14 protein-coding genes and 1 tRNA gene are annotated in these 20912 nt (G+C 68.1%); 8 read left to right on the forward strand and 7 right to left on the reverse strand.

Annotation, left to right across the window (positions count from 1 at the left end; genetic code table 11):
- Positions 1-7: 7 nt before the first annotated feature.
- From FHS96_RS04055 to FHS96_RS04075, 5 genes are all read right to left on the reverse strand, one after another.
- Entirely contained in the window at positions 8-1744 is a 1737-nt protein-coding gene (locus FHS96_RS04055) for a ShlB/FhaC/HecB family hemolysin secretion/activation protein (protein ID WP_429588113.1), read from the reverse strand.
- Between the two features lie 420 nt (positions 1745-2164).
- Positions 2165-2932 carry a hypothetical protein gene (locus FHS96_RS04060; protein WP_429588115.1) on the reverse strand — a complete coding sequence of 256 codons (768 nt, stop codon included), beginning with the start codon at positions 2930-2932 and terminating at the stop codon, positions 2165-2167.
- A 202-nt stretch (positions 2933-3134) separates the two neighbouring features.
- Complete coding sequence (locus FHS96_RS04065; RefSeq protein WP_429588116.1) at positions 3135-3932, reverse strand: hypothetical protein; 798 nt, start codon at positions 3930-3932, stop codon at positions 3135-3137.
- 19 nt (positions 3933-3951) lie between these two features.
- The gene (locus FHS96_RS04070; RefSeq protein ID WP_429588118.1) at positions 3952-6015 is read right to left on the reverse strand and encodes a CHASE2 domain-containing protein; all 2064 of its coding nucleotides are present in this window, start codon (positions 6013-6015) and stop codon (positions 3952-3954) included.
- A gap of 20 nt (positions 6016-6035) precedes the next feature.
- Entirely contained in the window at positions 6036-9131 is a 3096-nt protein-coding gene (locus FHS96_RS04075; protein ID WP_429588120.1) for a CHAT domain-containing protein, read from the reverse strand.
- Positions 9132-9360: 229 nt separating this feature from the next.
- Here FHS96_RS04075 and FHS96_RS04080 point away from each other — a divergent pair, with 229 nt between their 5' ends.
- From FHS96_RS04080 to FHS96_RS04100, 5 genes are all read left to right on the forward strand, one after another.
- Positions 9361-9918: an ECF-type sigma factor gene (locus tag FHS96_RS04080; protein ID WP_429588121.1), complete on the forward strand. Its 558-nt coding sequence runs from the start codon at positions 9361-9363 to the stop codon at positions 9916-9918.
- Positions 9911-12295 (forward strand): serine/threonine-protein kinase, encoded by a 2385-nt coding sequence (locus FHS96_RS04085; RefSeq protein ID WP_429588122.1) that lies wholly within the window; start codon positions 9911-9913, stop codon positions 12293-12295. Before FHS96_RS04080 ends, FHS96_RS04085 begins: the two co-directional genes overlap by 8 nt.
- A gap of 175 nt (positions 12296-12470) precedes the next feature.
- Positions 12471-13010, forward strand: coding sequence for a hypothetical protein (locus FHS96_RS04090; protein ID WP_429588123.1), 540 nt, complete (start codon positions 12471-12473; stop codon positions 13008-13010).
- 14 nt (positions 13011-13024) lie between these two features.
- Positions 13025-15253, forward strand: a complete 2229-nt coding sequence (locus FHS96_RS04095; protein ID WP_429588124.1) for a gluzincin family metallopeptidase — start codon at positions 13025-13027, stop codon at positions 15251-15253.
- The gene (locus FHS96_RS04100; protein ID WP_429588126.1) at positions 15250-16791 is read left to right on the forward strand and encodes an MBL fold metallo-hydrolase; all 1542 of its coding nucleotides are present in this window, start codon (positions 15250-15252) and stop codon (positions 16789-16791) included. The genes FHS96_RS04095 and FHS96_RS04100 overlap by 4 nt, the downstream gene beginning before the upstream one ends.
- A 6-nt stretch (positions 16792-16797) precedes the next feature.
- Here the strand turns inward: FHS96_RS04100 and FHS96_RS04105 are convergent, their stop codons facing one another.
- Positions 16798-17916 carry a hypothetical protein gene (locus tag FHS96_RS04105; RefSeq protein ID WP_429588127.1) on the reverse strand — a complete coding sequence of 373 codons (1119 nt, stop codon included), beginning with the start codon at positions 17914-17916 and terminating at the stop codon, positions 16798-16800.
- 181 nt (positions 17917-18097) lie between these two features.
- Positions 18098-18171 (reverse strand) — tRNA-Cys (locus FHS96_RS04110).
- 162 nt (positions 18172-18333) lie between these two features.
- Here FHS96_RS04110 and FHS96_RS04115 point away from each other — a divergent pair.
- Genes FHS96_RS04115 through FHS96_RS04125 form a run of 3 tightly spaced genes read left to right on the forward strand, consistent with a single transcriptional unit; the run spans position 18334 to position 20910 of the window.
- Complete coding sequence (locus FHS96_RS04115) at positions 18334-18987, forward strand: protein-L-isoaspartate O-methyltransferase family protein (protein WP_429588128.1); 654 nt, start codon at positions 18334-18336, stop codon at positions 18985-18987.
- A gap of 20 nt (positions 18988-19007) precedes the next feature.
- On the forward strand, positions 19008-20498 hold the full coding sequence (locus tag FHS96_RS04120) for a TolC family outer membrane protein (RefSeq protein ID WP_429588129.1): 1491 nt from the start codon (positions 19008-19010) through the stop codon (positions 20496-20498).
- A gap of 19 nt (positions 20499-20517) precedes the next feature.
- Entirely contained in the window at positions 20518-20910 is a 393-nt protein-coding gene (locus tag FHS96_RS04125) for a DUF2497 domain-containing protein (RefSeq protein ID WP_429588130.1), read from the forward strand.
- Positions 20911-20912 lie beyond the last annotated feature (2 nt).

Consider the following 20912-nt stretch of genomic DNA (forward strand, 5'->3'; position numbering starts at 1 on the left):
GCCTTCCTTACCGCCACGGCGCCAGCCGCGCGGTAAGCGACACCAGCACGCGGACATCCCCGCGATCTTCCTGAAGACCCACACGCCTGAGCGGGGCCGCGACATTGACGTCGAGCCGGGCGCGATCGCCCCACGCCGCGCGAACGCCGCCGCCCGCCGAATAAAGCTTCTGGGGGTCGATCCCGTCGAACGCGGCATCCTCGTTCCACACCCAGGCGGCGTCGAAGAAGGCATAGGGCTGGAAGGCGAAGCCATCGCGCTCGCGCGGCAGGATGCTGCCGAGGCGCACTTCCGCCTGCACGCCGACGCCGCTGTCGCCGATCAGGCTGCCCGGATCATAACCGCGCCCGACGGTGTAGTTGCCCGCCGAGAATTCCTCATAGGAAAGAAGCGCGTTCGGCGCATATTGCGCGCGCGGGGAGAGTGCGAAGGCCCAGAACGGGGTGGGGCGATATTCGGCGGTGCCCGAAAGCCGCGCGACGAAGGCGGTGGGATCGCCCTCGATGCGGCTGAGCGGCACGTTGCTGGCACCCGTGCAGTTGGCGAAGTTGCGCCCGCATGGATCGCTCGCGCCGAAGATATCGAGGCCCTGGCGCAGCTCCGCGGAAACGCCGACGCGCCAGCGCGGTTCGACCGCGTTGTAGCCGACGCCGCTGGTCACGCTGTCATCGTCGATCGCCTCATAATCGAGGCGGGCGAAGGCGACGCGGAGATGATCCTCGGTCAGCGGCAGGCCGACCACGGTCACGTCCTGGTCGACATAGTCGAGGCCGCCCGAGGCGAACAGGTTGCGGCTCTGCGAACGGATCAGCGGATAGCTGACCGCCAGCGAGGCGGCGAGCGTCTTCGACTTGAGGTTGATGCCGCCCTCGAGCGAGGGCTTGGTCCAGGCATAGGTGAGATCGCCGCTGATCCCCAGGCCTTCACGCCCCAGCTTGAAGGCGTGGCCGGCCTGCAGGACATGCTGTTCCTTGAAGTCGGCGGTGGCGAAATAGCCGATCGTCGTGCGATCCCCCAGGCTGGTCAGCCCGTTGAACTGGACGCGGGCATTGGCGCCGAAGCGGCCGACATCGCGGGAACCGAAATTCTGGAAATTAACGTCGACCTCGACCGGGCGGCGGACTACCGCGACCTCACCGATCACCTCGCCGCGCGCGGTGCCCGCCGGGCGCAGCACCAGCCGCACGTCGAAACCGGGCAGGTCGCGCGCGAGCAGCAGATAGCGCTCGGCATCGCGGATGTTGAACACCGGCTGTTCGCGGATCTTTTCCAGATAGCCGGCGATGGTGCGTTCGGAATTGCCAGCGTCGCCGCGCACCTGGATGCCGACCAGCTTGGCCATCAGCACGTCGAAATGGACGACGCCATTTTCGATGCGCTGCGCGGGCACCTGCACCGCCGCCAGATAGCCGTCGCTGCGCAGGATGGTGGCGGCGCGATCGCGGATCTCGCAGACGGTGGCGATCGGCACCGGCTTGCCGAGGAATTCGGCATAGGCGGGGCGCAGCCGCTCCGCGGGCACGCCGGTGAGATTGTCGAAGGCGACTTCGGACAAGGTGACGCTGATCTCGCCATATTGCGGATCGGCAAGCGGGCAGGGCGCGCGTTCGACCTCGCCCTCGACGCTCAGCCGCGGCCCGCGCGTCTGATCGAGCGGTTCCGCGCGGCCGCGCTCGATCTCTTCACGGGTCTGGCCGGTCGACGGATTCTGTGCGGGGAATTCCGGCGGCGTGGTTTGCGCCACCGCCTGCCATGGAGCCAGGCCGATACAGAAACTTCCGGTGAGCAAAGTTGCGGCGAGCCGCGGCCTCGTCCGGATCAAGCGCATTCCCCATCCCCCTTGCGAGGTCGCACCGCACAACCGGAAACGGCCACGCAACGGCAAAGGGGTCTGGAGGGGCCGATTGCCTCCTCCGTCCAGCCAACGCCGCCGCGAGCCGGGCATGGGGCCGACCGCTACGCACAGGCCACTCGTTGGCGGCTGCAGCGGCGGCGGGCACTGGCCCGGAACACCGCACTCCGACGACCCACGGAGCTTGGCCCATCGCGTGACTCGCGATTAGACCACCTCAATTGGCTACCAGCCACGCCCCGCAGTTACAAGGGCTTGGCCAGGGCACGCGCCGCCACGCCGTTGCTGCAGCGAGGCGGATCGCATGATGTGTCAACCGACCGGCGGCGCCGAGCCGTCGGCACTGACCGCCTGCGCCAGCAGGTTGAGCTGCGCGGTGCAGCCGTGCTGCGCCAGCGCCTCCGCCGTGTCGGGCAGCGCCCGCGCGGCGGTGCCGGTGGGCACCAGCGCGAAGCGGATCGTCACGGGTTGGGCGCCGTCCATCTGGACGCGATAGGTGGCACCATCGGTCACCGGAAGCTGCGACGGCCATTCCCGCACCATCGCGCCCTTGGCGAAATCGATGCTGTTCGCCTGGCCGCCGGCGGCGGTGATCGTCGCCTTGGCGCTGCCGTCGAGCGAGGGCCGCCACAGCTTCAGCGTGTTCGCATCGGCCACGCAGACCGTGCCGCCCTGCCGCACATCGACGAACCACAGATTGGGGCTGGTCGCGATCGTCGCGCCGGTGGTCGGGTCACGCGAGACGCCGCCGCGCGAGGGGCGGCCGCCGCTGTCGGTCAGCAGGCGCTGGAACGCGGTCTGCGTCGTCGCCGCGGTCTGCGTCGCGCCGGCAAGCTGGTGCGGGCCGCTGCCGCGCAAGGTGCGCGTGCCGCGGCTGTCGAGCACCACCAGCACGTCGGCCGGCTTCAGCGTGATCGTGCCATTGTCCGGCAGCACCTTGCCGGCCGGATAGGCGGCCGACGACGGGCCGGTGGCACGCACAACGATCGTCTTCGCCGCGGCCACCCCGGCGGTACCGGCCAGCGCCGCGACACCGGCGGCGTAACCGAGGGCCTTGAGCTTCTTAACCAACACCTTCACCTCCCGCATTCTGGTCCTCCGGCGGTCTTTCGCGCCGGAGCCTTTGCCTCATCCCACTGCAACATCGCCGATCGGGTCTGAGCCGATCCTGAACCTGGCGGGCAGTGGCGAATCTGGGCCACCAACTGCTGCGCCCCAACTACGCCCCACCTGCGACTCGCGCAGTGATCGTCGGCACAGGCGCACGACTCTGCGCAGCATCTTACTCCGGTCCGTTGATCGGCGCATCAGCCGCGAGCCTTTCAAGCTGCAAATCGCATCCCGCCGATGCGAGCTTGACGGCGAGGTCTGCCGGATCGGGTTCCGCCGTCAGCCCATCGAGCACGACCAGCTTCACCACTGCGCGCTGCGGGCCGCCATCGCCGAGGACATAGCTGCGTCCGCTGACGATCGGCACCGCCGTTACCGGCCAGCCGATGCCGCCTTCACTGCCGATATTGTCGATCGAAGGGCCTCCCTCCAGCGGCACCACGCGCAGGGGGCGGCCGGGCCAGCGATCGAGGATGGTCGCGGCCTCGGCCGCCGGTAGGCAGAATGCGCCCGATTGCTGCGGGTCGATCAGCCACAGATTGGCCATCGCCTCCGCGGGGGTGGGGGCCAGGCCGGCGGCGGGCGCGGGGATGGCCGAGGGCGCGGCACGGCGCGCCAAGCGGCTGCTGCGGCCGGGTGAGATGGCAGGGGCGGGTGGCCGTCCAAGCGCTGCGAGCACTTCCGAGGGGGAGAGCGCACGAAGGAAACCGGCAAGCACCGGGCGTACGCGATAGCGATTGCGCGGCAGCGGCATCGAGATCGCGATCGGCCCGCGAAAGGCGCGGGTGCCCTGATCGTCAAGCAAGGTGATCGCATCGAGGCGGCTGAGCTGGATGCGGACGCGATCGGGCAGCACCATCCCGCGCGGATAGCGCGCCGCAACGGGGCCGATCGACTTGATGATCACGGTGCGTGCGGCGGCGGGCAGCGGCGCCGCGAGAAGCGCGGCCGCGGCCAGCGGGCCTGCCATGGCGCATGCGAACGAGCGGTCAGTCCAGAACAAAGCTGCCCTCCTTCGTCTTGTTCAGCCGTTCGATCAGGTATTGCAGCGCCGGATCCTCATCCTCGATCGGCGCCTCTGCCGCGAGCAAGGCGCAGAGTTCGCGCGCGCTGAGGCTGCCCAGCGAGAACAGCATGCGCATGCGGTCACGCGCTTCGGACGGCATGTCGGGCACCGGCTCGAACACCTCGATCGGCGTGGAGCGGCCGCGCAAGGTGACCGTCCCCATCGGCCGCCACCAGTCGAGCCCGGACCGATCCACGGCGTCGCGGCTGGCGAGCACGGTGGTCTTGAGCTGCTTGTTGGCGGCTTCCAGCCGAGCCGCCGTGTTCATGCTGTCACCCAGCGCGGTATACTGGATGCGGCCTTCGCCGCCGAAATTGCCCACGATCGCCTCGCCGTAGTGCAGCCCCACCCGCGTGCGCCCGATCGGCGGCAGGCCCGGCGGCACCGACCGGCGGAATTCCTCGCCCGCCTCGAACATCGCGCGCGCCGCCCGCGCCGCCCGCTCGCCATCGTCGGGGCGGGAGATCGGCGCGCCCCAGAAGGCGACCACGGCGTCACCGACGAACTTGTCGATCGTGCCGCCATGGCGCAGCACCACCGCGCTCAGCATGTCGAGATAGCGGTTGAGCAGGAGCGCCACCATCTCCGGCTCGATCGCGTGGCTGAGTTTGGTGAAGCCTTCGAGATCGGTGAACACCACGAAGATGCCGCGCTTCTCGCCGTGGAGCGCGAGCCGTTCGGGATCGCGCATGATCTCATTGGCGATGTCGCGCGGCAGATATTTGCCGAGCGCGGACTGGGCGAAGCGCCTCTGTTCCGAATTGACCGCGCGCGCGGCGGAGCTGGCGGCGGTGAAGGCGATCACCCAGCCGACGATCCAGCCGAAGGCCGGCAGGAACTGCGTATCGACGCCCCATTGCTGCATCCAGAACGGCACGAGGCCGAAGCTGACGATCTGGAGCACCAGCGCGATCGCCAGCTTCCAGGGCCTGAGATCGGCGAGACTGGTGGCGATCGCGGCGACGACCACCAGCACCGACGCCAGCCACAGCGCCCAATCGGGCACATGGCGCATGACGATGCCGTCGAGCTGCTGTGCGAGCATCGTCGCGTGGATCTCGACGCCGGGGATGCGTTCGTTGAGGTCGGCGGGCTCCTCGCCGGCGGCCATATCCGCGGCGGCGGGCGGGGCGGGGCGCAGGTTGATCGGCGTGTCGAAGCGGTCGATCTCGAGCACGTCGGTGCCGATCATCACGATGCGGCCGCGGATCTGCGGCGCGATGAGGGGGGCGGTCTCCGGATCGGCGACGAGGTCGATCGGCAGATTGCTGAACACCGGCACCGATGGATCGGCGGGCAGCCGATAGGCGATGCTGCCGGTATAGTTCTTCATCTCAGGGTGGACGCCGCCGGCCAGCGCATTGGCGAAGCTGGGTGGCAGCCCCGGACGCGGGCGCGGCCAGCTCCGCATCACCCCGTCCTCGGGATCGGGATCGACGATGATGTGCGCGAAGCGGACGTTGGGGTTGCGCACCTGTACCTTGAAGTTGCGGACGAACTCTTCCTGCCAGAGCTGGATGACGCGTGGTGCCGCCTCATTGGTGGCGAAGGCGAGGTAGGTGGGGATCCGCATCGAAGCGAGCGCCGCGATCAGTTCGGGATCCTCGGGGCGGGGCTGATCGATCATCACGTCGATGCCGACCGCCTTTGCGCCCATGGCGTCGAGCTGGCGCAGCGCGCGCGCCAGGATCGCCCGGTCCAGCGGCGATCGGATGCCGGTGTTGCGCAATGTCTCGTCATTATAGGTGACGAGCACGATGCGCTGGTCCTGCCCGACCGCGGGCGCTGCAACGAGCAGGCGCATGCCGTAGAAGGCGCGCGCGGCATCCTTGATGAGCGGGATCGACCAGCTGTAACGCGCGACGAAGACTGCGAACACCAGGAAGAGGGCGGTGGCGGCCAGCCGCACCCAGCCCGTCTGCCGGATCACCTGCCGTGCGAGCTTCAGCCGCTGCGGCGGCGCCTGGCTGTCATCCTCCTCCGCCATGTCTTCCCCGGCGCCGATCCTCAGCGGGCGGCGAGCAGGGGCTGTGCCCCGTCCCCGACCAGCGCGAACCCCGCCCAGTAATAGGGGTGCGAGGTCAGCGGGTCGTTCATCAGCTTCACCGTCGCGCCGCGCACAGCCTGGCCGATGCTCTCGCCACGGCCATCCTCGAACAGGCTGCTCATCAGCTTCTGCGTCGCGTCGAAATCGTCGGGCGCGGGCCAGTGGCTGGCGAGCACCGAACGGCCGCCCGCGCCGATGAAGGCGCGCACCAGGCCGTCCATCGCGGTGCCGCCGCCGGTGGTGACGCCTGCTTCCCGCGTTGCAGCGATCGAGGCCGTGCCCGCGGTGTTGCAGGCCGAAAGGATGACGAGGTCGGCATCGATCTTGAGGTCGAAGATTTCACCGAAGCTCAGCAGCCCGTCTGATTGACCCGCCGGGCCGAACGAGGTCAGCAGCGCCGGTCGCGCCGGGCAGCCCACGCGCGGCGCGGTGACGAAGCCATGGGTGGCGAAATGAAGGATGCGATAGCTGCCAAGATCGCCGCGCGAGACGACGTCGGTGTCGGTGAACTTTGCGCCGGTGACGATCGCGGAAGAGGGATCGCCCAGAGCGTTGCTGGCGGTGCGCAACTCGGCAGCGGAGATCGGCCGGTCCCACGCGGTCAGCGGCCAGTCGCAACCGGTGCTGCCGGCGCCGCTCATCGACCGGGTTGCGGCGAGCTGCACGCTGCCGCCCACCGGCGCGTTCTGGCCGAAGCCGATATATTGCCGCGTCGCCGCCGACTGGCGGACCATGCGCGTGTCGCGGAACGCGCGCGCCGAAACCGCGGTGCTGACCGCGCGGTTGCGGCCCAGCCAGTTGACGCCGCTGACGTCGAACGGATCTGCCCCCGGCTGCGTGACACGTGCGGCGACGCGCTGCACGCTCGCATCATCCTCGACCAGCAGGTTGACGGGCAGCCGCAGCATGCCGCCATCGGGCTCGAACACGAGGTGGGTGATATTGGCGAGATCGGCCGAGACCGGACCCATCAACGACACGAACAGGCTGCGCGCGCTGTCCATGTCGAACGGATAGGTCAGCAACTGGCCGTTGACCTCGCTGGCGATGGTCTCGCGGATCGAATTCACCTTGGTATCGAGCTCGCCCGAGCTGATCGGCAGGCGATAGGCGGTTGTCAGTGCGGGGGAGGTGTAGAAGGCGTAGAGCGTGCCGCCGACGGTCAGCAGCTTCATATAGGCTTCGCCGGGCTTCAGCGTTCCCTTGAGGTCGGCGAGCGTCAGCGTCGAGGCGGCGACCGCGCGGAACTGCGGATAATTGCCGAGCAGAGCCTGCGTCGCCGCCTGCTGCGCCTCGAGCTGGATCAGCGAGGTGCGGATCGCGTTGACGTCGACAGGGGCGACGCCCTCCTGTTCGACGCGCATCGTCGCCTGCGCCAGTTCGATGCGGTTGCGCTCGATGTCGCGCGACAAGGTTACCGACTGGCGGAACAGCCGCGCCGCCTCGCTGCCGCCCTCGCTCAGTTCGCGGGCAAGCACCGCCTGGGTATCGGCAACGCCGGGGCGGACGAACACCTGGCTGGCGAGGAAGAAATCGTCGGCCAGCGCCGGATTGGCGGGCATCCGCTCGACGAGCAGCGCATAATAGGGCGCGATCTGGTTGGCGATGCCGGTGATCGAGCCGCCATTGCTGCTGGCGGAGCGGATCACCTCGGCATAGATCGCCATCGCCGCATCGGCCTGCTCGTGCCGCGCGAGGTACGCGGCCAGCCGCGCGCGCGCGCCGTTGACCGCGCTGGTTTCGGGATATTGGGTCTGCAGCAGCGTCAGCGCCTCGCGCAGCCGCGCCTCGCCGCCGGCGACATTGCCGCTGGCCTCTTCGGCCAGCGCTATTTCGGCGAGTATCTGCGCGCGCAGGCGGGTGATCGAAACGATCCGCCCCTCGCGCACCGCCACCGCATCGGTGAGCGCCTTTTCCAGCGCGGTCCGCGCCTCGGCGGGGCGGCCCTGGAGCCGCCAGATCGTCCCGCGAAGCTGGCCGGCCTGCGCATCGAGGATCGCCGCACGCTCCACCGGGGTCAGCGCGGTGCTCTCGGTCGCGCCGAGCCGCTGGGCGACGGGCAGGCCGCTGTTGATCTCGGCGGCGACGTCGGCGCCGATCTCGATCGCCGAGCCGCGCACGGGGATCGGATCGTCCATCTGCGCCATCGGCTTGTCGAGCACCGCCAGCGCCTCGGGCAGCTTCTGCTGGTTGAGCAGGTGGAGCGCCATGAAGTTGCGCCGCAGCCGGGATTCCACCCTGTCGCTGGTCGGGACGCGCTCCGCCTCGGCGAACAACCGGTCAGCTTCCGCGAACTCGCCGAGATTGGACTTCTGCAACGCCTGGTTGATCAGATATTCGCCCGACCGCTCACGCTGCGCCTCGTCCTGCCCCGCGCGCTGCTGCAAGGTCGCGAAGAATTCGGCCGCCTCGGCATAGTCGCCGCTGGCGTTGCGGCGATAGCCCTCGGCCAGCGCCTGATCGGGATCGAGCGTGCCGGCCTGCACGCGCGCGAACGCTGCGGGGTTGGAGACCGAGGTCGTCGCGACCGTGACCATGCCATCGGCGATGCGATCGTCGACGATCGTGCGCAGGCCGAGCGCGAGCGCGCTGTCATAGCCCGCAAGCCCTTCGGCGACGTAGAGCGTGCGGCCCTTGCGATAGGTGTAGGCGGTATATTCGACCTCGGCGGCCTTCAGGCGGCAGCGCGTGACCGACACCGGCCCGAGCCCGGGGATGCTGCCCTGGCCCTCCGCGCCGCAATCGACCTCCTTCGCGCGCGCATCCGCCAGGCGCGCCATCAGGTCGGGCTGGTCGGTGCGCAGCGCATACAGTTTGGCGATGGGGCGGGCGGCATCGCGGCACACCACGGTCCAGGCGCGATCGAACATGCCCTTCAGCGCCGGATCGCGGCTGGCATTCTGCGCCTGGCAGAGCACGCCGCCGCCGGTGCCGAGGCGGAAGCTGTCGAGCAGGCTGGGCGCCATCATCTGCGCATGGGCAACGCCGGAAAGGGCGGTGCCGCAGAACAGCGCAGCGACGAGCGGAAGTGAGGCAAGCAACGGACGAGCGCGCACAACAGATCTCCCTGCCGGCCAGACCACGGCGACATGCCGATTCCAGCCGGGCCAACATCTTGCGCCCGTCTTTTGTTCTTACGACTCGGCGATCAGAATACAGCAGCCACCGGGAATGTCGAACCCGAAGGCGCGGCCGCGCTTGGCCGTTGGCGCATCCGCATGATGTGCATTCCCAAGGCATTACACCCCGCTTGTGCGCGTCCGCAGCGCATGCAAGGCAAGGCCCATGGATGGGGAGAGCACTGTCGAGTTGGTCGTGCGCTGGCGTGGGGGCGATGTCTCCGCGCGCGACCGGCTGGTGACGCGCCTCTATCCCGAACTCGCCCAGATCGCGGCGGCGCGGCTGCGCGGCGAGCGGAACAGTTCGCTGTCCACCGGCGACCTGATCAACGAGGCGGTGGTGCGGCTGATGCGGATCGAGCGCATCGACCTGGCCGACCGCGCCCATTTCATGGCGCTCGCCTCGCGGCTGATGCGCAACGCGCTGGTCGACCATGCCCGCGCCCGCGATTCCGACAAGCGCCGCCACGTGAAGGTGGAATTGTGCACCCAGATCGAGGGCGACCGTCGCTTTGACCTGATTCACCTGGAAACCGCGCTTATTCGTCTGGGGGCGATCGACCCTCAACTGACGGAGCTGGTCGAGATGCGGTATTTCGGAGGAATGTCGATGGGGGATGTCGCGCTGGTGGCGGGCATGTCGGAAGCGACCGCGAAGCGGCGCTGGCAGGTGGCGCGCGCATGGCTGCTCGACGCCATCGACAATCCGGTGGGTGATGACTGATCCGGCAATCGAGCGCGCCGCGATCGCGCTGTTCGAACGGATGCTCGATGTCGATGAAGTCGATCGCCCCGGCTGGCTGGAGCGCGAGACCGTGGGCGAACCGGCGCTGAGGCTGCGGGTGCTGGCGATGGCGGCGGCCGACCGCGCGGCGGAACTGCGCACCGGCGGCGCAGTCGACATGGTGGCGGAACCGCCGCCGCCCGAGCGCGTCGGCGCCTATCGCATCACCGGCCGCATCGGCGGCGGCGGCATGGGCGCGGTCTATCGCGGCGAGCGCGCCACCGGCGATTTCGTCCATGCGGTGGCGATCAAGCTGATCAAGCCCGGCCTGCTCTCCGAGCGGCTGGTCGAGCGTTTCCGCCGCGAGCGCCAGACGATGGCGCAGCTTTCGCACCCAAACATCGCGCAGCTCTATGATGGCGGCGAGACCGAGGCGGGCGCGCCCTACATCATCATGGAATTGGTCGACGGCCTGCCGCTGCTGCAATGGGCGGACGGGCAGGGCGCGAGCCCGGCGGAACGGCTGAGGCTGTTCCGCGACATTTGCGCAGCGGTCGGCTTTGCGCACCGCAACCTCATCGTCCACCGCGATCTCACCCCGTCCAACATCCTCGTCACGCGTGACGGCACCGCCAAGCTGATCGACTTCGGCATCGCTAAGCCAGCGGACGACGATGCCGCACCGCAGCCGGTCTCCGGCCCGTCGATCAGCAGCCTCAGCCTGACGCCGGGCTATGCCGCGCCCGAACGGATGACGAGTGCACGGGTGACGACCGCAGCGGACGTCTATTCGCTGGGCAAGTTGCTGGCAAAATTGCTGCCGCCCGACATGCGGGATGCCGATCTCGACGCGATCGTGGCGCGTGCGACCGCCGAGCGGCAGGAGGATCGCTATCCGACCGCCGAGGCGCTGGGCGAGGATGTCGCGCGCTGGGCCGGGGGCTTCCCGGTGATCGCGGTGGGGGGCGGTCGCCGTTATCGCTTCCGCCGCTTCCTCGGGCGTCACCGCTTCGGCGTGGCAATGGCGACGCTGGCGCTGGTTGCGCTTGTGGCGGCGCTGGGGCTCACCGCCGATGCCTATCGGCGCGCGGAGGCAGCGCGCGTTGCCGAGGCGCAACGCTTCGAGCAGTTGCGGAGCCTTGCCCGCTATGTCATTTCCGAACTCGACGGGCGGCTGCGGCGTGTCGTCGGGAGCAATGCGGCGCGCGTCGACCTTGCAGCGCGCGCGCAATCCTATCTCTCCGTGCTCGCCGACACGCCCGGTGCCTCGCCCACGCTGCGGCTGGAGGCGGCGCAGGGGCTCGTCACTTTGGCCGGGCTGCAGGGCGTGCCGACCGAGCCCAATCTCGGCCAGGTGGCGCAGGCGCGCGCCAATCTGACGCGCGCCATCGCGATGTTGCGTGCGCCGGGGCTGCCGCAGCCGGCGGCGGCGGTGAGCCTTTCCGAAGCTTTGGCTTACTATGCGATGGTCAAGGCGCATTCGGACAGCGACACCGGCGTGGGCGGCGCGGTCGCCGGCGAGGCCGAGCGGATATTGGACGCGGTCCCCACCTCCTCCCGGGATGGAAGCTGGCATGCGGCACGCAGCCGCTTGCGCCGGGCGCAGCTCGAGCTGGCGATATTGGCGCAGGATCCCGATCTCGTGCTCCGCCGCGCGGACCGGCTGGAGCGTGATATCGGCAGTTGGCCCAACAACATGCGCAAGGGCCGCGCCGCCGCCTTCGATCGCGCCGCAGCATCACATTATCGCGCGCTCGCCGCCTATTTCACCGAGGATCTCGCCAAGGGGCTGGCGTTCATCCGCGACGCCGAACAGCGCCTGACGCGCCTCGAGGCGGCCGAGCCCAATGATCCGATGGTGCTGCAACTCATCGCCTTCAACGCCTATTTCGGCTTCGGCATCGCATCCGGCCTGCCCGCCGAGCAGCGCGAAGCCGAGCGGTTGGTGGCAGCGGCGAGCGCGAGCGTCGACCAACTGCTGCGCATCGAGCCCAATGACCGCACCTTGCGCGCGCTGGCGACGACCGTGCGCAGCGCGCGCGCGCAGATGCTGAGCAGCCAAGGCAAGCATCAGGACGCGGTGGCGCTCCAGCGCGGCGTCGTGAGCCTCTACGAGCAGATGTTGCGCGACGATCCGCGTGTTTCCACCCAAAATCGTCTCGTCACCGCGCAGTTCACGCTGCTGCGCGTTGCGCTGGCTGCGGGCGACCGGCAGTTGGTCTGCGACAGCGCGACCAGCGGCCTCGCCGCCCTTCGCCGGCTCGCGGCGAGGGGCGCACTGAACGGCAACAACGAAGCGCATCGGCCGACATTGGAGGCGGTGGTCGCTGCCTGCAGCGGCGGCATGCCTGTCACACGTATGCGCGACACGATCTGACACTCGACGTGCATGGCACGCTCCCTTTCCACACGCGCGAGTGACAATCCTTCGATCTGCCGCTCGCGATTGAGAGGAGGCCGAGCGGTGTCGCAATTATCCAATAGATGTGGCCCGAAAGGCGTAGGATATCGCGTCGCCCGTCGCAAAGACGCGCGGCACGAGGGGGTGCTGCATGCCGATCAGCAACACGGGTTGGGAAATCCTGATCGTCCGCAAGTCGACGCAGAAGCGCGCCAGCGACGGCAAGGTTCGCACGATCGGGCTCTATCAGGTCTTCCATGATGGCGCGCCGGTCGCCGAGCTTTCGGGGATGACTGCGGAATCGCGGGGGCCGAGCTCCAACGAGACGAAGGGCGTCCGCATCAAGCCGGGCCGCTATCCGCTGGCGACGCAGGCGGGCGGCAAATATTCGACGCTGAACTATACCAGCAACGAGAACCAGGCGGCGATCCGCAAGCCGGGCATCGAACTGCTGAAGACGGGCGATCGCAGCGAGATCTTGATTCACCCCGGCATCGGCTTTCTCGCCTCGATCGGCTGCATCAACCTGTGCAAGGATCTGCCTGATGCGAGCGAGCCGATTTCCTATGGCGGCAGCCGCCGGCGGGTGATCGCGCTGATCGACGACATGAAGCAGTTCCTCTCCGGCTTCCCCGCCGCGGACGGCGAGCCGATCCCAAACGCCTTCGCGGTGATCGAAGACAATCTCTGAGCGGAGGCGCGACGATGGCGACGAATGTCACGACCGGCCATCTTCCTCCCTCAGTGCCGCATCCGTCACCGACCAAACGGCGGCTGCGCGTCTATGCCTTCGATCCCAACGCGTCGGTCGCGCTCGAAACCGCGGTGATCAACGATGCCGAGATCGAACTGCCGTGGGAACAGCCCTATGAGGATCCGGTCACGATCGGACCGACCAACGAATATCTGGAGATCATTGACTATGATTTCCCGAGCCGCACTTTCTATGAGCCGCTCGACCTGAACGAGCCGGCCTTGCTCGCGCAGAACGGCCTGCCGCTTTCGGAAGGGCGCCCGCAATTCCATCAACAGATGGTGTTCGCGGTGGCGATGAAGACGATCCTCGATTTCGAACGTGCGCTGGGCCGGCCGGTGTTCTGGGCGCAGCCAGAGGTGTGGAAATTTCGCGCGCCCGACGGCAGCGAGCCGCCGATCAACGGCCGCTATTATCCCGACTTCATCAAGCGCCTGCGCATCTATCCGCACGCGATGCTGGCGGCGAACGCCTATTACAGCCCGGCCAAGGCGGCGCTGCTGTTCGGCTATTTCAAGGGCACGCCGCCGGCGCCCGGGCTCGACGCACCCTGGGTGTTCACCGCGCTTTCCCAGGACATCATCGCGCATGAGACGACGCATGCGATCCTCCACGGCATGCGCCGCCGCTCGGTGGAGGCGAGCAACGAGGACAGCCTGGCGTTCCATGAGGGGTTCGCGGACATCGTCGCGCTGATGCAGCATTTCTCTATGCGCCGCGTCGTCGCGCATGAGCTCGCCCGCACCCGCGGGTTGCTGCGCTCCGTCAGCCTGCTGACCGGGCTTGCCGAGCAGTTCGGCTGGGCCACGGGACGGCGCGGGGCGTTGCGCAAAGCGCTGGACACGTTGGGCGAGGAACAGCGCGCGATGGACCGCGCCCTGCACAATGCCAGCGTCGGCCGCACCGGTGGCGAGGCCGAGGCGGCGGCGAAGGTGAAGCGCATCTCCGACGTCGCCGAGCCGCATGAGCGCGGCCAGTTCCTCGTCGCGGCGATCTTCGACGCATTCGTCACGATCTACGAACGGCGCACGCTCGACCTGTTCCGGATGACCGACACCGTCGCCGGCCAGCAGGATGCGCTGCCCGAAGCGCTAGTGACACGGCTGGCGGCGGAGGCGTGCAAGACCGCCGCCAGCGTGATGCAGATGTGCGTGCGCGCGCTTGACTATCTGCCCGCCGTCTCTGCCACCTTCGGCGAATATTTGCGCGCGATCATGACCGCGGACACCGACCTTTATCCCGACGATCCGCTGAAATATCGTGTGGCGATCGCCGAGGCTTTCCGCAAGCGCGGCATCCCGGTGCCGGGCTGCCTCTCCTACGCGCCCGAAAGCCTGTGCTGGGAAGCGCCCGACATGTCAGAATTCGCGGTGCTGGCGGACGGCGCGGATGCCAACACGCTGTTCGCGGATGCGCTGGGGGGCATGACCTACACGCCGCGCTTCGCCGAGCCAGGCACCTCGTCGCGGCGGACGGAAGAGGAAAGCCGCCCCGAAAGCGCGCCGCCGAAGATGCCGTGGGAGCTGCGCAACGACTTCATCAACTATTCCGAATATCGCGATCCCGAGGTGCATGAGCCCAATATGCGCGAGGAATCGATGCGTATCGTGCTGCACAACCAGCGCGCGCTGCACCGATGGCTCGAAAGGTCCGATGGCGCGGTGAAGGACCGGCTGTGGGAAAAATTGCTGGGCCTGCGATTGCGGCTGCTGGATGCGACGGAGCCGTGCCAGACGGTCGAGTGCCGCACCACCAGCAGCGGGCGGCGCGCGCCCAAGTTCGAGGTTCATTCGGTGCGGATCGCGCGGCGGCGCACGGTGGAGGGTCGCGAACTCTATCAGCTGATCGCGCAGGTCACCCAGAAGCGCTACGGCTATTTCGATCCCAATGCGCAGCGCGAGGCGGACGAGCATGGGCCGAAGGACGCTCACACGCTCGAGCATCCCGATTCCGAGGAGCGTGTCGACAGCGACTTCGTTTTCCTCGGCGGCGCCACGATCATCGTCAACCTCAACGACGGGCGGCTGACCCACATCGTCCGCAAGCGCGTCGACAAGGATGAGCGGCTTGCCGAGCAGCGCCGCTTCATCCTCGGTGACGAGGCGGCGCTGGCGATGACGGTGGACGGCATGGCGTTGAGGATGGAGCCCTTCTGCTTCATGCACGGAGGCCATGAATGAGCGCGCCCGTTACCGTCCGCATGTATCGCGGCTTCCTCGGCGATTGCTTCCTGATCACGGCGGGGCAGGCGGGGTCGGAGAGCCATATCCTCATCGACTTCGGCATATTGCAAGGCACGTCGGGCGCGCCGACGCGGATGCGCGAGGTAGCGTCAGATATCTGGCAGCGGACAGGCGGCAAGCTCGACCTGCTGGTCGTCACGCATGAGCATTTCGATCATATCGCCGGCTTCAAGTTCGCCTCGGGATGGTTCTTCGACGTGATCGAGGCGCCCGATGAGGCGGCGTTCCGCAACGGGCGCAAGATCGAGATCGGCGAACTTTGGCTCGGCTGGACCGAGGATCCCGACGACAGCATGGGGGTGAGCCTGCAGGAGCGTTTTGCGGCTGGCCACCAGAAGCTCGCCGCACTGCGCATTGCGCTGGACGTGCCGACGCCGGTCGCGGGCGACGTGTTCGGCCTGCCCGCGTTCGAGGGGGTGGACGAGGATCCCGCCGCGCTTGCCGCGGGCAAGAAGCCGCGCAACAGCCGGGAGATCTATGCGCAGCTCAAGGCGGTGGCCGGTGGCATCACCTATCTCTCGCCTGGCCATGTGCTCGATACGCCGGGGAATAACGGACTGCGCGCGCATGTGCTGGGGCCGCCGCGCGACGAGAAACTGCTGTTCAAGGCGCTGCCCTCCAGCGGCGAGGCCAAGGAGACCTATCTCGGCATCGATGCGTCGGGGGGCGACAATGCACGGGCGCAGGCGCGCTCGCCCTTCTCGGATCGGTATCGCTGGCGCACGCTGGAACAGCTTTCACCGGCGACGCCGCGCGACCTCAGCCCGGCGGAAACCTTCCTGCGCGAACATTATGTGGATGCGATTACGCCATGCCGCTTTGCCGGCCGCACTGCGCCCGCCGGCCATGCCTGCGCGCAGGATTTCCTGTGCGGGCGGTGGCAGGGCTATCGCCAGATCGGCAATGTGATGGCGCCGGTCGAAAATGCGCTGGCGATCCGCATGGACAGCAACACCAACAATTCCAGCCTCGTCATCGCCTTCGCGCTGCCGGACGGCACGACGATGCTGTTCGCCGCCGATGCGCAGGTCGGCAACTGGCTGTCGTGGGAGAAGGTCGATTATGCCGACCACAAGACGCGGGCCAAGCTGGACATCACCACCGCGCAACTGCTGGCGCGCGCACGGCTTTACAAGGTCGGCCATCATGGCAGCCACAATGCGACGTTGAAGGGGCAGGGGCTGGAACTGATGACGCATCCCGAACTGGTGGTGCTGATCCCGACCGATGAGGCGTTCGCGCTGCAGCAGGGCAGCAAGGGCTGGCTGATGCCCAACCCGGAAACCTACAAGGGGCTGATCCGCCAGTCGCGCGGGCGGATCCTGCGCAGCGACCTGAAGGTGCCGGAGGTGCGCGCGCGTCTGGAAGGGCTGCTGGAGAGCGACGACGATCTCGCCGATGTAGACCTCGCCGATTTCGAGGCCGGCGCCGTCACCGAGACCGATCTCTATTGCGATTTCCACATCGTCCGCTGACGCGGATCAGGCCGGCGGCTTGAGTTCCTTCTTCATGATGTTCTTCACCAGCGCATCATATTGCGCCTGCGCCTTGTCCTTCTCGGCGCCGGTGAGGTCCGCGATCTTGTCCTTGAGGCTCATCGCCTGGCCGCGAAACTTGACGTCGGAAATGATCGTCATCAGGTCGGTCAGATCGTCGATGATCGGGCTCTGACCGGTCTGCCCCATGCGGAAGCGCTTGAGCACCTCGGCGGAGGTGACGGCGGGCGTGAAACCCTCCAACTCGGTCTGCGGGGCGCCGTCCACCGCGATGACGATATAGGGCTGGTCGCCCGCATAGGGCTGCCCGCCGGCATCGACGAGGCCCTTCTTCGCGTCGAAATGCAGCCCTTCGAGCCCGGCGTTGGCATCGGCGATCACGCGGAAGCCCGCATCGGCATCCTCGGTGCCGGCCAGGCCGAAGTTGAGGTCCTCGCTGGCATCCCATTGGCGGTGGCTGCCCGAGATCGATTCGAGCAGCTTGCCCGCGGCCGGCAGCAACTGGCCGGCGGCGAGGAGCGCGCCCGAATAGGGCATGAACAGCGGAATGCCGGCGGCGGCAGTGAAGGCGCCGGCGAGATGATCGAGGATATTCTTGTCGCGCGGGGCGGAGGAGAGTTCCACCGTTACCGTCAACTGCCGCGTGGCAATCGCCTTCTGATAGGCGATGATCGGCGTGCCGTCGCGCAGCGCGCCGGGTTTGCCGAGGTTGGATCGCTTGCCCTTCTTGGGTGCGACCCAGTTGAGCGCGCGCGCGCTCGCCTGGAAAGCACCCCAGGTCTTGACCCCCGAAACCACCGCGATGTCTCCGGTGCCGCCACTCAGGAACCCCCCATCGTCCCCGACCTTGCCGGTATAGACGTGGCGGATGTCGATCGCGACCGGGCTGCCGAAGGCGACCGGGGTGAAGCCGGTCAACGCTCCGGCGGCTTCGGCGGCCGGCTTGGCCGCAAAAGCGAAGGGGCTGCCATCGTCGAGCATGATTTCCGGACCGGCATCGCCGCCCGCGAGCTTTGCGTTGAGCGATCGGACGAGTGCTGCGCCCTTGGCGCGGAATTCGGTTTCGGCAACGAGTTGTTCGCCCAGAACCCTGTAGATCGCCATGACCCAGATCCCCTCCCGCGATGCGCCGCGCCGAGTCTTTCCGCGCGGCTTTCGGGGAAGATTATGGGACTTTGCGGCGAGGCTCCATCCGCAAAGGCCCGGGCAAGCCGCCGGGCCCGGCGACTCGCCCGGCATTTCCGCCTGTTCGACGCATGTCGCGCCGGTGCGGTATTAAAGGAAGTGGAGGCCCGACCGGGAATCGAACCCGGGTGCAAGGATTTGCAGTCCTCTGCGTCACCACTCCGCCATCGGGCCGGAGCGGCGCCATGTGCTGAAAGCGAAGCCGTCTGTCAACTACCAGCGACCGACTGTTTTCGGCGAACGACGCTTGGCGTGCGCTGCAGCAACCGATAGGGAATTGCGGAGCGCGCAATTGGTGTATTGCGTCACTAACACACTTATGTCATCGAGGGCGTTGTGAACGATCAGAGCTTTGAAACCCTTCGCCGCGCGATGGTGGCGAGCCAGCTGCGGACCACCGCGGTCAACGACGTGCGCGTGATCGAGGCGATGGGCGCGGTGGAGCGTGAGCGCTTCGTGCCCGCCGGCCGTCGTGCGCTCGCCTATGTCGACACGCCCGTGCCGCTGGCGGGTGGCCGTGCGCTGAATCCGCCGATGGTGGTGGGCCGGCTGCTGACCGAGGCCAATGTCGTCGCCACCGACAAGGCGCTCGTGGTGGGGGCAGCGACCGGCTATGCCGCCGCCCTGCTCGCGCGTCTCACCGCGTCGGTCGTCGCGGTCGAGGCCGATGCCGCGCTCGTCGCCGACATGCGCACTGCGCTCGCCGATGCGGCGAACGTGACGGTCGTCGAGGGGCCGGCCGCCGCCGGTGCCCCCGACCAGGGGCCCTATGACCTGATCCTGATCGACGGCGCGGTCGAGCAAATCCCCGATGCGCTGGTCGCGCAGCTTGCGCCGGGTGGCCGCATCGCCGCGCCGGTGATCGACGATGGCGTTACCCGTCTGGTGATCGGCCGCGTGGCCGGCGGTACCGTCAGCTTCCAGCGCGTCACCGACGCCGAGGCGGCCGTGCTGCCCGGCTTCGAGCGGCCGCGAACCTTCAGCTTCTAATCAGCGTCTAAGAGGCCATGATGCGCCGCTGCCTGCGTAAGTCCTTTCTTCTTTGCGCAGGCGCGGCGGTCGCTCCGCTGTTCGCCGGTGCGCCCGCCTATGCTGAAACGCTGCGCGAAGCATTGATCAAGGCCTATTCCGACAACCCGACATTGACCGCGGCGCGCGCCCAGCAGCGTGCGACCGATGAAGGCGTGCCGATCGCCAAGGCGGACGGGCTCCCCGATCTCCGTCTGGGCGGCAGCTACACCGAAAATGTCGTCATTCCCGCGAACGCGTTCAATGCGCCCGAACGGCAAGTGGCGGGGCAGGTCAACCTGCAGATCCCGATCTATCAGGGTGGGCTGGTGCGCAACGGCATCGCCGCGGCCAAGAAGCGGGTCGAGGCGGGGCAGGGCGATCTGCGCGGCACCGAGGCCAGCGTGTTCAACCAGGTGGTGGCGGCCTATATGGACGTCATCCGCGATCAGGCGATCGTCCAGCTCAACCAGGCGAACAACCGCGTTCTCCAGACCAATCTGGAAGCGACGCGCGACCGGTTCGAGGTGGGTGACCTGACGCGCACCGACGTTGCCCAGTCCGAAGCACGGCTGGCGCTGGCGCAGAGCCAGCTCCGCTCCGCCGAAGCGGCGCTGATCAACAGCCGTGAGCAGTATATCCGCTTCGTCGGCACGCCACCTGGCGAATTGGAGCCGCCGCCGCCGCTACCCAACCTGCCCGAGACCCCAGATGACGCGGTGGATGTGGCGACGGCGAACAACCCCGACATCGCCGCTGCCGTCGCCCGGCGCGAAGCGGCGGATCGCGATATCGGCGTCGCGCGCGCGTCACGCCTGCCCACGCTTTCCGGTGTCGGTAGCGCCACCTATGTGAACTTCCTGGGCACGCTGGGTAGCAACGTGCCCGGCGTCAGCGTCGCCCAGACGCAGAGGGATGCGCAGATCGGCCTGCAGGCGACGCTGCCGATCTTCCAGGGCGGGCGCCCGGCGGCGCAGATCCGCCAGGCGCAGGCGCGCTCCGGGCAGGCGATCGAGCAGGCGGTCGAGGTCGAGCGCGGCGTGATCGCGCAGACCCGCGCGGCCTTTGCGAGCTGGCGCGCCTCACAGGCAGTGATCGATTCGCAGCAGCGCGCGGTGGACGCCAACAGCCTGTCGCTGGAGGGCGTGCGCGCCGAGAACAGCGTCGGCAACCGCACCATCCTCGATATCCTCAACGCCGAGCAGGAATTGCTCAACGCGCAGGTGCAACTCGTGACCGCGCGGCGCGATGCCTATGTCGCCGGCTTCACCCTGCTGGCGGCGATGGGCAAGGCCGAGGCGCGCGACCTGGGGTTGGATGGCGGCCCGCTCTACGACCCGCTCGACAATTACCGGCGGGTGAAGAATAGCTTCTTCGACTGGAGTTCACGCCCGGATCCGAAGCAGCAATCGACGCGCACCGTTGACACGCCGGCCCAAACCCCCTCTGTTCAGCCTTTGCCGGAGCGTCCCGCCACGCCGCCCGGCGAGTAGTTCGCGCACGGGGACCGGTATGATGGGCGAAGCCCGGCAAGACGCGTCGATGGAAGAGATACTCGCATCGATCAAAAGGATCATCGCCGAGGATGCGGATGGCGCGCGCCGTGCCGCGATCGACGAGGATCAGCCGGAGGATCTGCCGGAACAGGCCGAGCCGGTCGCGGCGGGACCAGGCAGCCCGGCGTCTTCGCTGGTTTCCGATGCGGCCGCCGAGGCGAGCCGGCAGGCGCTGTCGTCGCTGTCGGGCCTTGTCGTCAGGGATGCGGCGCCGGGGGACAATACGCTGGAAGGGCTGGTGCGGGATCTGCTCCGCCCGATGCTGCGCGAATGGCTTGATGCGCATCTGCCTGCGATCGTGGAGACATTGGTCGCGCGGGAGATCGCGCGGCTTTCGGACCGCAGCTAGGC

Origin of the sequence: Sphingomonas zeicaulis, from assembly GCF_050433225.1 — a bacterium.
Classification (GTDB): Bacteria; Pseudomonadota; Alphaproteobacteria; order Sphingomonadales; family Sphingomonadaceae; genus Sphingomonas_D; species Sphingomonas_D zeicaulis.